This window comes from Commensalibacter communis (genome assembly GCF_947179015.1).
In the GTDB taxonomy this organism is placed as follows: domain Bacteria; phylum Pseudomonadota; class Alphaproteobacteria; order Acetobacterales; family Acetobacteraceae; genus Commensalibacter; species Commensalibacter communis.
The window spans coordinates 64,065-79,549 of the sequence record NZ_CAMXCM010000004.1 but is presented as its reverse complement, the minus strand read 5'-3'; the positions used below and the strand labels follow the sequence as shown (position 1 = coordinate 79,549).

Here is a 15,485-nt window from a genome sequence, read left to right as displayed (position 1 = left end):
TTTAAAAAGCTTTTATGGTTCTTTCCATACAGATAAGATGTTGAATGCTTTTTTACAGATATTAGCAGTGACGGCAAAATTAATTGGATAGACTTTTTTTATAATTTTCATTTAAATAAAAAGGCGCGTTGCTATCCCAACCTTGCGCGTAAAATGATTCCAACACAATTTAAATCTTCATGGATTATTGCCAATGCTGCTGGATTGGTAATTTCATCCAATGCCATAAATAAATAGCGATATTTTTTGCCCAGCATTTATTTATATTAGTCCTTTTCTGGAGGTAAAGGGATCGGTGCAACATTTCCAGGAACAGGATTTTGTATTTTAACGGCTTGCTGTCTATTTCCTTTGCGATAAGGATTCATAACGGTCGATGGTGGGGCTGCATGGCTGTTGGGTGAGCCGTCACTATAGTCATGCAACATCTTGCCATGTTGGGTTGAGGCAGGATGTATTTTATTCGTATAAACTCCACCTTCTTCAATATAAGGATCAGGAACGGTATGCCACCCTTTGTGACGCAAAGGATTGTGAATATTCTTCTTGGGTGGTTTCAGAGAGGGGGTCTTATGATATACAGGGCTGTTTTGAGGCGAGGTTTGATAGTCTTTGGTTGTATGCACTTGCCATTGTTCTGTATGCGTGTTGCTGTCTCTCGTTTGGGCAACTGCAGAGCCTGCTAGTAATAAACCGACTGCACAGCCTAAGCTATAGAAAGGGTGAAAAAGTGATTTCATAAGACGTTCTTGATCCGCTAAAATATAAATTAAGAATAGATATATCATTTTTTAATGAGAAATGAGAATAGCTTTTTAACATCGCGGAATGGCAAATTGTTTGATAAGATTAAATAACGAAATAATTATAAATAAAGACAAGGATGACAATCATGATTAAAAAAATATGGCAACTCTCTTTGGGCTTGGTGATGGGATTGGTTGTAATAGTTCAGTCTGGTTATGCGCAAAATAACGGGGCGGTTTATAATAATAAGGGTTCATATCAAGGGCGTATGGATTCTAATGGTCAAATGTATAATAAAAATGGTGCTTATAAAGGGCGTATGAATTCGGACGGGAAAGTTTACAATAATTCTGGAAGTTATCAGGGACAAGTCGATGCAAATGGTCAGATGTATAACAGCTCTGGTTCTTATCAAGGTCGTCTAGATTCCAATGGAAATGTTTATAATAGCTCTGGCACCTATCGCGGCAGAATAGATTCCAGTGGTAATGTTTATAATAGTTCAGGTTCTTATCAAGGCCATGTCGATCCGCAGCATAAACAAACAGGATTGTCGTTGTTAAAATAATCATGGGTTGTTTTATATAAAGCATTTATGCTGTTTTTACAGTGAATGGCTTGAAATATGATCGTAAAGGATAAACGAATGAAAATTTCTTATATAGTTGCTTGTTTAATGGTCGGGTTCACAATGAGTAATACTGTATTGGCTCAACCTAATTATGTGTCACCAGCGGCTCCTAATAGCAATCAAGTTGGTACAACCATTACTAAAGTTGATAAGCAAGGTTATATTTTTAATAGTAGTGGCGTTTGCATTGCCAGAATTGACAAAAATGGGAATATTTTTGATGGTAATATTAGAAATCTAGGTCGGATTTATAAGAATGGATATTCTTATAATGCCAAGAATGATAATCTGGGTCATGTTGATAAAAAAGGTAATATTTTTACAGATTACAATGTGCTACTTGGAAAAGTTGATAAAAATGGCGAAGTTTACAATAGTAATAATGTAAAAGTCGGACAAGTTGATAAAAGTCGCAAACCAACGGCTTTATTCTTGCTTTTGCCAGAAAGTAGCTTATTTTCACAATAGTTAGAATGGGTATAAGATCTACCGCTTGGTATAGGTCTTATAGTATTTTTTGTATTTTATTTTACTATTGTTGGCATTTTTTTATGAAAATTCGTTTTGATTTTGCAGATCACCCTTATTTTTTTAGTCATCCAACACAAATCATTCAAACGAGATTATTATCAGAAATCTTGCCTTGTTTACAACAAATAGAACAAGCCGTTCAGCAAGGCTATTACGCAGCTGGATTTTTAAGCTATGAAGCAGCCCCAGCGTTTCAACCTTATTTAAAAACATATCCTGCGGGTTCTTTGCCTTTATTATGGTTTGGGATTTTCGATCATCCTGTAGATGCTTCGGTTTTTCATGATATAGCACAGCCCAAAAAAGCGATTACATATCCTCAATGGCACCCAAATTGTTCATGGGAGGAATATCAGGCAGCAATACAATCAATAAAAGATCATATTGCCCAAGGTGATACTTATCAAGTAAACTATACTTTGCAAATGCAGGCATTATTTCAACAAAATCCTTACCATTTTTATTTGCACTTATTACAGGCTCAGCAATCTCGGTATAGTGCTTATATTGATAGTGGTGATTTTCAAATCCTTTCAGCGTCACCTGAACTCTTTTTTGAAGTGCATCAGGGGATTATTCGTACAAAACCAATGAAAGGCACTGTGTCCAGAGGGATGAATAATCGTGAGGATCAGGTAAATCAACAAATCCTGCATAATGAAAAAAACCATGCTGAGAATTTGATGATTACCGATTTACTCAGAAACGATTTGGGGCAAATTGCACAACAAGGGACTGTCAAGGTTACCTCTTTGTTTGATGCAGAAAAATACCCCACCGTTTGGCAGCTGACTTCTACGATCATAGCACAATTAAAACAGCAAACGACTTTAACAGATATTTTTACAGCTTTATTTCCTTGTGGATCAATCACGGGTGCCCCCAAAGTAAATACAATGAAGATCATTCATGAATTGGAAAAATCCCCCAGAGGGATTTATTGTGGTGCATTAGGGGTCATTACACCTGATGATAAAGCGATCTTTTCGGTTCCTATTCGGACGATGGTCATTCAAAATCAACAAGCAACTTATGGCGTTGGCGGTGGAATTACGTGGGATTCAACGTCACGTGATGAGTATAAAGAGGTCTTACATAAAATGCAGGTTTTATATGATTCTAAAGTTCCAGAACATTTGTTAGAATCTTTGTTATTAGAAGACGGGGCTTATTTCTTATACGAAGCGCATTTGCAGCGTTTAGAAGAATCTGCAATTTACTTTGATTTTAAATTGAATGAGACAGTGACTGAAAAGACGTTACGCGTTTTAAAAGAAGAACATCCCACTGGGCAGTGGAAAGTTCGTCTATTATTGGATAAACAAGGGCATCTTGAATGCGAGGCCCAAGCAATCACGTCTTTAACCGCACCTTTACTAGCCTCTTGGTCAATGGAAGCCATGCAGTCAACGAATGTTTTTTTATATCATAAAACGACTAAGAGAGATTTTTATCCCAAAGTGACTTTGGATCATGAAATGTTATTATTCAATGAACGGGATGAGGTCACAGAATTTGTGAATGGAAATATTGTCTGGTATGACCAAGGCGATTGGTTTACGCCCCCTTTACAAAGTGGGCTGTTAAATGGCACAATGCGTCAATATTTGTTACAACAAGGTAAAATAAAGGAACGGATTATTTATAAAAAAGATATTCAAGCTCATTGTAAAATCGCTTTTATAAATAGTGTCCGTGGCTGGCGTGATGTTGTTTGGACTGAATAAGTCAAATTATCACCATATTTATAATGCTAATTACAAAGAAAATTGAATATTCATAGTGATCGCACACACGGTTATTAAAAATTTATATGAGATAATTCGTGTTTATTTTTAATTATAGCGTTGATTTTGAAATAAAACGATACAAGGATTTTGAATGCCTAACACACAAGTAAAATCAGGAGAATCAGGCGTTTTGCAAGAAATGCAACAGGACTGGTTGCATTGGTTTGCAGGATTACTGGATAAAGTCGGTATACCATTAAACGATATTACCTTATTTATTTTGGCAGTATCTATTATTATTATCACAGCTTTTATTCTACATTTTATTTTACATAAATTAGTTCTAAAACGCTTATATAGTTTTTCTAAGAAGAGTTCTTGGGTTTGGATACAGGTTCTAACAGAAGACCAGCTCTTTAACCGTTTAGCTTTTGTCATACAAGGGATTGTATTACTGGCTCAGGCGAATTTTTGGGTTCAGCATGATGTTACTATTCTATATTTTTTAATTATTTGTACGAAATTATGGATATTACTTTATATTTTATTATCTATTTTCTCGTTCTTCAATATTGTGCTGCATCTTTCCAATCGGTTGGGAATATCTAATAATTTACCGTTGGGGGGAATATTCCAAGGGATCAAATTACTAGCTTCTTTATTTATCGTTATTATGATGATTTCCGCCGTCATCGATCAATCTCCGTGGAAGTTAATTACCGGTTTGGGGGCAATGGCTGCGGTGATTATGTTGGTATTTAAAGATTCTATTCTGGGCTTGGCTGCTGGGATTCAGTTATCTGCCAATAAAATGTTAAGAATTGGTGATTGGTTAACCATGGAAAAATATGGTGCTGATGGTACTGTCATTGATATTGGATTAACAACGGTCAAAGTTCAAAATTTTGATAATACGATGACGATGATTCCTACTTATGCACTGGTATCAGATTCATTTATCAACTGGCGCGCCATGCAAGAATCTGGTGGTCGTCGTATCAAGCGGTCTATTTTGATTGATGCAAATTCTATCCGTTTTTTGACCAAAGAAGAAATAGAGAAGCTTTCTAATAGTGCTTTGTTAAAGCCTTATATTCTTGAAAGAGCAGAGGAAATTGATAAATTTAACAAAGAAAAGAACTATGATCTGGATATTTCTTTGTTAAATGGTCGTCGCTTGACAAATTTAGGGTTATATCGTGCTTATTTAGAAGAATATCTGAAAAATCATCCCTCCGTGCATCGTAATATGACCTGTATGGTACGTCAAATGGCACCAGACTTCACAGCGATACCATTAGAAATCTATTGTTTTAGTAATACGGTTGTATGGAAGCAATATGAAGCTATTCAGTCGGATATTTTTGATCACTCTTACTCTGTTTTATCAGAATTCTTCCTTAGTGCGGGACAAAGTGGAACAGGTAACAGTTCAACAGTAAGGTTGCTTCAAGGGCCAGAGACTAATATGGTCGAAGATGCACCCCCTGCATTGCAACATGGTCAATCTTAGAAGAGAAAAGTAATATTTTCTAAGTCTACTCATTGTAATATTTAGCTAAGGCGCTGTTTGATGCAGCGCCTTTTAATTTGAGATTGGTATTTTAATAAATACGTGTAAATCGGCATTAAGTTGAATCGTTTAATTTATTCATTAGCGCTTTATTTATCATAAAGATCAAGATGATTTATTCATAATCAAAAACTACTCCCCAGAAATGGGATCTTCATGCCGAACGATGTGGGAACCAGCAATAAAAAGATTAATAACGACGTAAAGTAACGAGTGAGCGAACCAATGAAAAAATTCTAAGAATTGCTTCAAGCGCAAATATTTTTAATTCGTGAAAAATTTTCATACGGTAATGAGAGCAAAGCGGCATTAATTAAATATAAAAAGAAGCTAGAAGAAGCTGTTTTTTCAATCGAGTTTTGTAAAAGATATAAGTTGACCCAGAAAAATATAAAGAATGTTATTTCTTTGTCAGAGTTGCAAACAGATTATTTCTCGGAATATTATTTGACGAAAGATTATGGAGTGGATGATCGAGGTTTATGGGTTGAATTAGGAATTAATGATGAGAAAATAACTCCATACCCAGAGGTTTTATTCATCAGAAGAACACGATGATTATTTATTCATAAGACTTTTTGATATTTAATGCTTTGTAAAGCGTTGTTTTACTGACTTTAATCCTTGCAGCAGCTTCTTGAACATTAAGTCCTTTTTGTAAATATTCTTTGGCTTTTTTTAACTTCTCATCCGTCATCACAACAGGTCTGCCACCAATCCGCCCTTGGTCTCTGGCGGCTTTTAATCCAGCTCTGGTGCGTTCTTTAATTAAATCTCTTTCAAATTGGGCTAATGCACCAAATAAATGAAAAACTAACTTTCCACCAGGGGTCGTGGTATCAATATTTTCAGTTAGAGATTTAAAACCAACGTTACGCTCTTCAAGATCATTGATAATTTGGATTAAATGATTGATAGAACGCCCTAAGCGATCAAGTTTCCACACGACAAGGGTGTCGCCTTCCCTTAAATAAGAGATCGCATTTAAAAGTTCAGGACGATCTGTTTTAGCGCCAGAGGCTTTATCTTGATAAATCTTCTCACAACCAAATTGTTGTAATGCGCTTATTTGTAAAGAAGTATCTTGGTCTATAGTTGATACCCTAGCATATCCAATCTTTACCACTTACCATGTGCTTTCTATAAATTAATTTATGACAGAAATTGTCTTATAAATCACTAGAAGTCAAGATGATGGGTTATCGATTCAAGTTAACTCAAATTAAACTCAACGGGGACAGTAATTGTTACACTATTTCCCTTGATGCTTTCAGGCACAGAAGGTAAAGGGTCAGCACGATAAGCAAGTGCTACAGCTTCTTTATCTAATAACGAGTAACCTGAACTTTTCGCTAGTTTAGAGGCTAAAACATGACCTTGACGGTTAATGGTGATTTTGATCGTGGCGGTGCCTTCTTGTTTGTCATTTTGTGCATCAGTGGGATAGCGTTTTAAACGTTCTAACTTTGCCAGAACATTCCCTTGCCATGTTGCTGGACTCATTGATGATTTTTGATGAGATGAAGCTGATGAAGTACTGCTAGACGCAGGGCTGTTGGACGCAGAGGAAGAAGGTGCGTTTGAGGCAGAAGGCGTGTTATTAACGGTTTGACTAGGAGTTGGCATTACTTTTTGGGCATGCACGATTTTCGGTTGTGGTTTAATAATTTTTTTTTGTTCAACAGGTTTTATTTTTTCGACTTGTTGGGTTTTGGGTAAGTTAATTTCAGCCGAGGGGGCTACGGGCGCATCAAGTGCTGCTGCTTCTTCCAAAGGTTGTGGCTCTGGTTGTGCAGCCATTGGCGGTGGCGCAGGGGGAACAAAATCGGTTGATAAATCAAGCGTAATAGCAGGCGGCATATTTGCGTTTAACGCAATTGTTTTTGTATGGGGCATATGATAGGTCAACCATGCGATGCCCACTAGTAAAATAGAGGTACCAATTAATGCGCCACCCCATAATAAGCGATCTTGCTTTTGTTGATAAAGTTCATGTTTTTTTTGCCATTGCGCAAAAGAATTTTCTGTTTGTTTATTCATTCCCAATGACAACTGAAAAAAAGAAGAACTCATTGAGTATCCCCTTCTTTGGCTAAATTAACCAAAGCAACTTTTAAATACCCAGCCGAACGTAGTTGGTCCATAATATTAATAAGGCTTTCATAATCAACTTTTTTATCAGCTCTTAGGAAAATAGGTTCGTTTTTATTACCTTTGGTTGCCGTTGCCAAAGCTGCTGGCAGTTGATCTTTGGTAATTTTATCTTCACCCAATGCCAAAGATTGATCGGTTTTAATGGTCAGAAAAACAGGGTTTGTCGGGGCAGGGGTCGTTTTTTCCGTAGAGCCAGGCAAGTTCACAGGAATATTAACGGTGCTTAATGGTGCAGCCACCATAAAAATAATTAATAAAACCAAGACCACGTCAATAAAAGGAGTCACATTAATATCATTGACTTCATTTGGCGTTTCATCATTATGACGCATGCGAATCATGATTTATTCCCCCGCAGCACGCAGACCGAATTGAATGACTTGCCCTTTTTCTTGTTGCGCGGTCATTTGGCTGACATCACGGGAAACAATGCGCATAATTAAGGTGCTCAGATCAGCAATATGTGCGCGGCAATGCATGATATGACGTGAAAAAATATTATATAAAATAACGGCTGGAATAGCAGTCACAAGTCCTAAGGCGGTAGCTAATAAAGCCTCTGCAATTCCTGGTGCAACAACGGTCAAGCTGGTTGCTTTGGCAGCAACAATTCCTGTAAAAGAATTCATAATGCCCCATACCGTACCAAATAGCCCAATGAAGGGGGCGGTTGCTCCTATTGTAGCAAGCAATCCTGTGCCTTTTAATAAACGGCGACCTTCGCAGGCTTCAACACGTTCCAAAGTCATCGCAATGCGTTCTTTTAACCCTGTCATGTCGTGGGTCATGCCTTTGGAAGACTGATATTCATCCAATACCGCCATAATCATTGCGCCAACAATGCATTTTTTATTACTGGCTTGATCTTGATCCAGTTTCCCAGATTTTTGCAGAGCAATTTGCTCTTTCATCAGTTTTTTATGGGTTATAAAAAGCTCAACAGATTTTGCAATACAAATAGTCCAACTTAATAGGCAGCCAAATAGCAAAATAATCATGACAGATTGGACAACGATATTCGCTTGTAAAAACATTGCCCATGGTGAAAATGAAACTGCTGGGGTCATGAACTATCTCCGTTGAGAAATTAACCATTAAAATCTATTGAAACTCGATCAAATTAAAAAAGCATCAGGGTGAGTTTCATTGTGATAAGAGCTATAATAACCCTGATGTGTTAAAATTACGTTAATGATTATCCTGTGACATTGTGAACATGGGTAAAAACACGATTAAATGCTTGTTCTGCGGCATGAACAGCAACAGAGATATCAATCGGTGCCGTATCAATTGCTGCTTGAAAAGAACGCCATGATACACCACGACCTTCGTCATCAGCACCCAGATGTCTGGCACCATATTGATCCGAAAGACCAATCGTGCCAACACTATGTAAAAGATATTTAGCCCCTAATTTTGACCCTTCGACAACGTATAATGTACCAATCGCAGAAGATGTATTTGTGATTACAGGGGTATGAATTGGTGCTGGTGTTGGGACATTCAAATCAGCCATATCTTCTTTTAGTTTATTAAAACGATTACGTAGTTTTAAATTAGGGATCATTGCTGCGAGTTGTGAATTTGAATATAAATGATCAGCATCAAGATGAATATAATATTGGATGGTTAGAAATTGTTTGTATTTCTCTTTGTCAGAAAACAGACCCAGTCCCATGAGATGTTCGTCTAATTTTCCGTGAACACTTTTTGTTCTGTTACGGAGTGCGGATGTTAATAAAGGTTCTTGAAGTTCTGACATAGTATAGTTCCAGTAAAAATGTCTAAATGAGATAAAATCTTATTGACATGAGAATGAGTCGCAATTACATATTATCTTTATATCATATGCAAATGATTTGCAATATCTTTTGATTATAATAATTATTCTCATTCCAATTGACATTTATTATCTACTTGTATAAGTGATGATATTAATAATCATTCTCATTATGGATTTGTGAATAAAATGAAAACGCATCTCATTCGAAAAAAAAATATATCATGGCTCATGGCATCAAGTTTCTTGTGTTTAACATCCGTTGGTGCATGGGGACAAACAACCCAAACAACAACAGATGAATCCACAACAGAACCTGCAACAAATGTTAATCTGAGCCCTGTTAAAGTCAAAGGGAAAAGCGATCCCTTATTAGATTCGATGAAGATTGATCCTGATAAGGATTACACCAACGTGGGTAAATCACGCGTGTTAACCACAACCATTACCAGAGAAACATTAATTGATCGCCAAATCGATGATTTAGAGGATTTTTCGAGACGTGTAGATGCATCTGTTAATTTTAATGAGGATAGTTCCAGCTTAAATATGCGTGGGCTGGATCGAAATCGACTTTTGGTGACGGTTGATGGAATTCGTCAGCCATTTTCTAACGATGGTGCGTATGCTGGTGGATCGCCAACGCAACAAGGTGGGGTTGGCTATTTTGATTTTAATACCATGGGGGGAATTGATGTCATTAAAAGTTCCGATTCCAGCTTTTTTGGAACGGGAGCATTAGGAGGTGTCCTTGCATTCCGAACCTTGAATCCAGAAGATATCTTAAAACCAGGGGAAAAGTTCGGCAATTCAACCAAAGCAACGTATGCTGGACAAAAGGCAGCGGCAGTTTTAAATCAATCTTTTGCAGCGCGATATAAAAATACATTGTTCTTGTTGTCTGGTGGCTATCAAAATGGGAGCGAAACAGGTAACAGAGGCGAAACAGGCGGGCAAGGAAGAAACCGAACCAAAGCCAATCCTGCACATTATGTTCAAGGCAGTTTCCTAGGCAAAATCAGGCAATATTTCGCTGGTGGGCATCGTTTGGATTTGACGGGGGAATGGTATGATTTGAATAATCATGAACATACATTGACCTCTCAAACTGCAGCAGGGCAAGATTATCATACAAATACAGAAAATCAACGTTCTCGATTCAGTGCAACTTATGATTATATTGCTGAAAATCCAAAAGATCTGTTTGCTGAGGGGCATTTTACAGCCTATTGGCAAGATCAAAATACGATGACAAATACCACAAATTATAATTCTTTGCGTCCAGCCAGCAATGTGTGGCAGGATTTAACATTGAATACGCAAACCTATGGTGCTTTGGGGTCTGCTACTGTGAATGCCTATACGTGGTCTGTGCATCATGCCATTACATTCGGGGGTGAGGCGTATTTGTCAGATACTAGTCAAAAGCAACGTGGTTGGCGTGCAACTCCCAGTGCGTTTGTGCATAATAATTATGCCGACATGCCAGACGTTCATGGAACAGATTTAGGGGCAGTTTTACAAGATCGTATCTCTTTAGGTAAAAATGACTGGTTACATTTGACCCCAGGCGTTCGTTTTGACTATTTTAAAAGAGACACGAACAACTCAAGAGATTATCAAAATAATCCTGGTTATTCAGGATTACCTGCTGGTGCCAGTGGTTCCCGTTATTCTCCTAAGTTTTTGGCAGAAGCAAGATTGGCAAAAAATTTAACGGCATACGCCCTTTATTCTCAATCTTATCGTGCACCAGCAGCGACAGAAGAGTATTTAAGTTATAGTACTGCACCAATGTATGCGGTGACAGGAAATCCGAATTTAAAAGCCGAAACAGGTCGTGGATGGGAAGTGGGTTTAAAGTATGGAGATTCAAAACGCGGGGCTAATGTAGCGTTTTATGATAATTATTATAAAAACTTTATCGATATGATGGGCGTTACCCCTTGTGTTGGTTATTATTCTTGTTACGGCTATACCAATCTAAAAAATGTCAGAATTTATGGTGTAGAGGCTAATGCGAATTGGGAATTCGACAAGCATTGGCGTGGTTGGGGATCTTTTGCTTATACTAATGGCAGAAATACTAGTATGGATTATAACTTAGCTTCAGTTGCGCCGTTTCGTGGGATTGTTGGTTTTGGATATAAACAAGAAAACTGGGGAAGTGACCTATCCAGCACCTTTGCGATTGCAAGAAATAATGCAAAATATTTAACCAGCACAGGTGGATTAAGTAAACAATGGAATACTGCGGGTTATGTGATTTTCGATTGGACGGGTTGGTATCGTCCTTCATTCTATAAACCTTTAAAGATTCAAGCTGGGATGTATAATATGTTTGATAAGAAATATTATAATGCTACATCTCTGCCAATTGGACAGTCAGCAAGTGGTATGCGTCAAGAATTCTATACCCAACCAGGAAGATATTTCAAAGTCACCGCACGCATAGATTTTTAATATTACAAGACAATATTTATAGGATTAGGGTGTATGTTAATCCTAATCCTATATTCATTTATTAGATTGGGACGTTGTTTTTAAACAGATTTCTTTGATTGTTTCACAAAACCACTTTTTTGCGGGTATATTTTTATTATTTAGATTGTAATACATACAAACTTCAATTTCTGGGATTTTAAAAGGAAGAGCTAGGATCTTTGTTTTTGAGCAGTCGAACATATATTTAATTTTTGATGGAATTGTTGCAATAGATTCGGAGATTGAAATTAATTCGTTTACCGTAATAAAACGTGGCAGATAAATTGCTACATTTATATTATGACCAGCTTGTAAAAGGCTTTTTTCGACATAGTGATGTCCTGCTTGTGAAGCAATAATGATGTGCTGCTCTTGTAAAAACTGTTCGAATGTCATTTTGTTGTGAATGCGGGGATGCTTTTTATTAAGAACGCAGACATACTGGTCTTGCAATAATAATTCACATCTTACATGAGAGATTTTATCATGACGGTTACAGATGGCAGCGTCAATTTTCCCCGTTAATAACCAATCCTCTAATTGATGTATATCAATTTGTAATATTTCAAGTCGGATATGAGGGGCAACTGATTGTAAATATTTGTAAATATGAGGTAAAAAGAAAAACTCTCCAATATCTGAAATAGCAAGCACGAATTTATAGGAGGAGGTTGCATATTCAAAAGCTTTGTTATCGGCAATTGTTAGATTTATGGATTGGATTGCTTTTTTAAAGATATCATAATACTGAATTGCTCTGAATGTCGGTTGCATTTCAGTGTTGTTACGAACAAATAACACGTCGTTCAATTCATACCTCAGTTTTTTCAAAGCATAACTTGCTGAGGGCTGTGTAATACATAGCTGATCTGCGGCATGTGTAACACTTTTTGTTTCATATATAGCCAGGAATACTTTGATCAGATTTAAATCCATTATAGACACCATCTATTTTTGTACTATGATACTATCAATTTGATTAATAAAAAACTGTGTTTTATTCTTTTTACATTATTTACAAAGGATAAAGTAAAATGAAAACAGTTCACGATATTACATATGATCTATTAAGACAGCATGGAATTAAAAAAGTATTTGGCAATCCAGGTTCAAATGAGCTGCCTTTTTTAAATAATCTTCCTAATGATTTTGAATATATTTTAACGTTGCAAGAAGCCGTAGCTGTAGGAATTGCAGATGGATATGCCCAAGCATTGGGAACACCCGCATTGGTTAATTTACATTCAGCAGCAGGGACTGGTAATGGTATGGGTGCATTGGCAAATGCTTGGAATGCACATTCGCCTTTAATTATTATGGCTGGGCAGCAAAATAGAGCAATGTTGGGTATAGAGCCGTTACTTACAAATGTTGATGCAGCATTTTTACCCAAACCCTTGGTAAAATGGAGTCACGAACCTGCAAGTCCACAAGAAGTCCCATATACAATGAGCCGAGCCATTCATACAGCTCTTTCTGATGCGCCAGGTCCTGTATATTTATCTGTTCCTTATGATGATTAGGAGAAACCTCTTAATGAAGATTTGACCGCTTTAACAAAGCGGAAAGTCAAAAGTGCAAGAGCACTTGATAATAATGTGTTGGCAGAATTGCTTGATAAAATTCATCAATCTATCAATCCTGTCGTCGTCTTAGGCGCTGATGTTGATGCAGCACAAGCCAATGACTATGCCATAGAGTTAGTTGAAAAATTAAATTGCCCTATTTGGGTTGCACCCTTAGCTTCACGTTGTCCATTTCCAACAAATTATGCTGCTTTTAAAGGTATTTTACCAGGTGGAATTGCGTCCATCAGTCAAATTTTAGAGGGGCATGATTTAATTATTGTTATTGGAGCACCTGTTTTTCGGTATCATCAATTTGAGCCAGGCTCTTATTTGCCTAATGGGGCTGATTTAGTTTTAATTACCTGTGATGTCAATGAGGCAGCGCGCGCTCCGATTGGGGATGCATGGGTTGGCGATATTAAGCCAACTTTAAAACAGTTAGCGGAGAATGTAGTTCAACGTGATGGTGTGATGCCAGAATTAACAGTTGCGAAGTCTGTCGTTAATATAACGACACCATTAAAACCCGAAACATTTTTTGATATTTTGAATGATATTGCCCCAGAAGATTCGATATTTGTCAATGAATCGACATCAACAACGGATATAATATGGGAACGATTAACCTTTAAATCCCAAGGAAGTTACTATTTTGCAGCTGCTGGAGGGTTGGGTTTTGGAATGCCTGCTGGTGTGGGTATTCAGTTGGCAAAACCTGACAGGCAAGTATTTGTCATTATAGGGGATGGTTCTGCAAATTATAGTATTCAGGCTTTGTGGACAGCAGCAAAGTACAATATTCCAGTAATATTTATTGTTTTAAAAAACGGTACATATGGAGCTTTACGTTGGTTTGCAGATGTGCTTGGTACGGGTAATGTTGCAGGATTAGACGTGCCAGATATTCATTTTTCTGCTTTGGCAGAAGGGTATGGAGTTGAAGCATTTCAAGCAAACACGTGTGAAGAAATTAAGGATGCGCTGAATAAAGCACTTACTTTAGGAAAACCAGCATTAATTGAAATTGAAACATGGGGTAAATTACAAGACGAAGGCTTGAATATTCACAATTCGTAAATGGATACGCTTAACCGATTCCAAAATTTTAAATAAATTTTTGACAAAAACAATTGACGGCTTGTTTAGAAATATAGTAAAGACAATTCACAGATTGTGGCGGACGTAGCTCAGTCGGTAGAGCGCCGGTTTGTGGTACCGGTTGTCGCGGGTTCGATCCCCGTCGTTCGCCCCATCTGTTATCAATTCCCTTTTAAAAATCTCATAGCTTTGTTTGTCGGATTCCAGTTTGAAAATCAATGGGTTCCAAACCTAGTTGTTTCTTCATTTCAGCAATATCAAAATTCTTATTTTCAACCAATCTTTGGATTTCATCGGTTCCGATGGTGGGAATAATAGGCACAAACTTCGTAAAAAAAGCTGCTGTTTTAAGCAAAGAAACAGGAAGAGGGATAAAGATTTTTGGTTTAATGCCTGCTTGTTGTAAAATAACTTGAATAAATTCTTTATAAGAAAGCACTGATCCCCCTGCAATTACAAGGCTGTTGGGGGCATCCCATTGGCGTGATAGTGCAGCCAAAATCGACTTTGTGACATCAGACTGATGAATCGGTTGCACCAATGCTTTACCACCATTGGGTAACGGAATAACAGGGAGCTTACGAAGCAATTTAGCCAAACGTTGCACGTTATTTTCCCCTTGGCTGCCATAAATCATGGTTGGATGTAAAATGACTCCTTTACAATTGCTACGTAAAAAAGCGTTCTCTCCAGCAAGGACTCCGTTACCATGCGAATCAGGCCATTGCGTAAATTTCCGAGTGCTGCCCAAGAACACATAAATTGCATCCGTAGGACCTGCTTTTAAAATAGTGGGGGCATGACGGGCATGGGCGGTATTCACAATATGTGACGCATCTTGCAAAGCATTAACCAACAATGCTGGCGAGCCTTTGAGGTCTATTATCCGATATTCACAAGTAAGATTCGTTCGTTGCCATTTTTCTAGATTCCGAACAAGGGCAATGACTGTACAGCCATGATTTTGCAGTTCTTTGATTAACGCAGAGCCAGAACGTCCAGAAGCACCAATAATATGTATTTTTCGAGGTAGAGAAAAGGGCTGTTTCATAAGGGGTTCACATTGATTTATAAGGAGAAAACAAAAGTGCGGTAACAGAATACCACGCCAAAACGCACTGAAAACTAATAAAATTAATTATTTTATAAAAATTGCTTGACGAAATCCTTTTCAGCGTTAATAACAGGG

General features: G+C 37.4%; 17 protein-coding genes and 1 tRNA gene. 9 read left to right on the top strand and 9 right to left on the bottom strand.

Going from position 1 to position 15,485, the window contains the following annotated elements; genetic code table 11:
- Positions 1-131 precede the first annotated feature (131 nt).
- Both PQG54_RS08430 and PQG54_RS08425 read right to left on the bottom strand, forming a co-directional pair.
- Positions 132-257, bottom strand: coding sequence for a hypothetical protein (locus PQG54_RS08430; protein ID WP_271790006.1), 126 nt, complete (start codon positions 255-257; stop codon positions 132-134).
- A 9-nt stretch (positions 258-266) separates the two neighbouring features.
- Positions 267-740, bottom strand: coding sequence for a hypothetical protein (locus tag PQG54_RS08425; protein WP_271790005.1), 474 nt, complete (start codon positions 738-740; stop codon positions 267-269).
- 152 nt (positions 741-892) lie between these two features.
- Between PQG54_RS08425 and PQG54_RS08420 the strand changes: the two genes are divergently transcribed.
- The 5 genes from PQG54_RS08420 (at position 893) to PQG54_RS08400 (ending at position 5,770) form a co-directional block, all read left to right on the top strand.
- The gene (locus PQG54_RS08420; protein WP_271790004.1) at positions 893-1,315 is read left to right on the top strand and encodes a 5-fold beta-flower protein; all 423 of its coding nucleotides are present in this window, start codon (positions 893-895) and stop codon (positions 1,313-1,315) included.
- A gap of 78 nt (positions 1,316-1,393) precedes the next feature.
- Entirely contained in the window at positions 1,394-1,846 is a 453-nt protein-coding gene (locus PQG54_RS08415) for a 5-fold beta-flower protein (protein WP_271790003.1), read from the top strand.
- 83 nt (positions 1,847-1,929) lie between these two features.
- Entirely contained in the window at positions 1,930-3,636 is a 1,707-nt protein-coding gene (pabB, locus tag PQG54_RS08410; protein ID WP_271790002.1) for an aminodeoxychorismate synthase component I, read from the top strand.
- Between the two features lie 154 nt (positions 3,637-3,790).
- A complete protein-coding gene (locus tag PQG54_RS08405) occupies positions 3,791-5,152 on the top strand; it encodes a mechanosensitive ion channel family protein (protein WP_271790001.1) in 1,362 nt (453 codons plus the stop codon).
- Between the two features lie 303 nt (positions 5,153-5,455).
- Positions 5,456-5,770 (top strand): hypothetical protein, encoded by a 315-nt coding sequence (locus tag PQG54_RS08400; RefSeq protein ID WP_271790000.1) that lies wholly within the window; start codon positions 5,456-5,458, stop codon positions 5,768-5,770.
- Between the two features lie 4 nt (positions 5,771-5,774).
- Here PQG54_RS08400 and PQG54_RS08395 read toward each other — a convergent pair whose 3' ends face one another.
- The 5 genes from PQG54_RS08395 to PQG54_RS08375 all read right to left on the bottom strand — a co-directional run bounded on the left by PQG54_RS08395 (position 5,775) and on the right by PQG54_RS08375 (position 9,128).
- Complete coding sequence (locus PQG54_RS08395) at positions 5,775-6,338, bottom strand: recombinase family protein (RefSeq protein ID WP_271789999.1); 564 nt, start codon at positions 6,336-6,338, stop codon at positions 5,775-5,777.
- 86 nt (positions 6,339-6,424) lie between these two features.
- Entirely contained in the window at positions 6,425-7,285 is an 861-nt protein-coding gene (locus tag PQG54_RS08390; protein WP_271789998.1) for an energy transducer TonB family protein, read from the bottom strand.
- Positions 7,282-7,707 carry a TonB system transport protein ExbD gene (gene exbD, locus PQG54_RS08385; RefSeq protein WP_271789997.1) on the bottom strand — a complete coding sequence of 142 codons (426 nt, stop codon included), beginning with the start codon at positions 7,705-7,707 and terminating at the stop codon, positions 7,282-7,284. Before exbD ends, PQG54_RS08390 begins: the two co-directional genes overlap by 4 nt.
- A 3-nt stretch (positions 7,708-7,710) precedes the next feature.
- Entirely contained in the window at positions 7,711-8,433 is a 723-nt protein-coding gene (exbB, locus tag PQG54_RS08380; RefSeq protein WP_271789996.1) for a tonB-system energizer ExbB, read from the bottom strand.
- A 128-nt stretch (positions 8,434-8,561) separates the two neighbouring features.
- Complete coding sequence (locus PQG54_RS08375; RefSeq protein WP_271789995.1) at positions 8,562-9,128, bottom strand: biliverdin-producing heme oxygenase; 567 nt, start codon at positions 9,126-9,128, stop codon at positions 8,562-8,564.
- Positions 9,129-9,335: 207 nt separating this feature from the next.
- Between PQG54_RS08375 and PQG54_RS08370 the strand changes: the two genes are divergently transcribed.
- Positions 9,336-11,609, top strand: a complete 2,274-nt coding sequence (locus PQG54_RS08370) for a TonB-dependent hemoglobin/transferrin/lactoferrin family receptor (RefSeq protein ID WP_271789994.1) — start codon at positions 9,336-9,338, stop codon at positions 11,607-11,609.
- 54 nt (positions 11,610-11,663) lie between these two features.
- Here PQG54_RS08370 and PQG54_RS08365 read toward each other — a convergent pair whose 3' ends face one another.
- A complete protein-coding gene (locus tag PQG54_RS08365; RefSeq protein ID WP_271789993.1) occupies positions 11,664-12,566 on the bottom strand; it encodes a LysR family transcriptional regulator in 903 nt (300 codons plus the stop codon).
- A 98-nt stretch (positions 12,567-12,664) separates the two neighbouring features.
- Here PQG54_RS08365 and PQG54_RS08360 point away from each other — a divergent pair, with 98 nt between their 5' ends.
- From PQG54_RS08360 to PQG54_RS08350, 3 genes are all read left to right on the top strand, one after another.
- Positions 12,665-13,153, top strand: coding sequence for a thiamine pyrophosphate-binding protein (locus PQG54_RS08360; protein ID WP_271789992.1), 489 nt, complete (start codon positions 12,665-12,667; stop codon positions 13,151-13,153).
- Positions 13,154-13,174: 21 nt separating this feature from the next.
- Positions 13,175-14,275, top strand: coding sequence for a thiamine pyrophosphate-dependent enzyme (locus tag PQG54_RS08355; RefSeq protein ID WP_271789991.1), 1,101 nt, complete (start codon positions 13,175-13,177; stop codon positions 14,273-14,275).
- 99 nt (positions 14,276-14,374) lie between these two features.
- Positions 14,375-14,450: transfer RNA gene (locus tag PQG54_RS08350), tRNA-His, on the top strand.
- A gap of 27 nt (positions 14,451-14,477) precedes the next feature.
- Here PQG54_RS08350 and PQG54_RS08345 read toward each other — a convergent pair.
- A complete protein-coding gene (locus tag PQG54_RS08345; protein WP_271789990.1) occupies positions 14,478-15,347 on the bottom strand; it encodes an NAD(P)H-binding protein in 870 nt (289 codons plus the stop codon).
- Positions 15,348-15,485 lie beyond the last annotated feature (138 nt).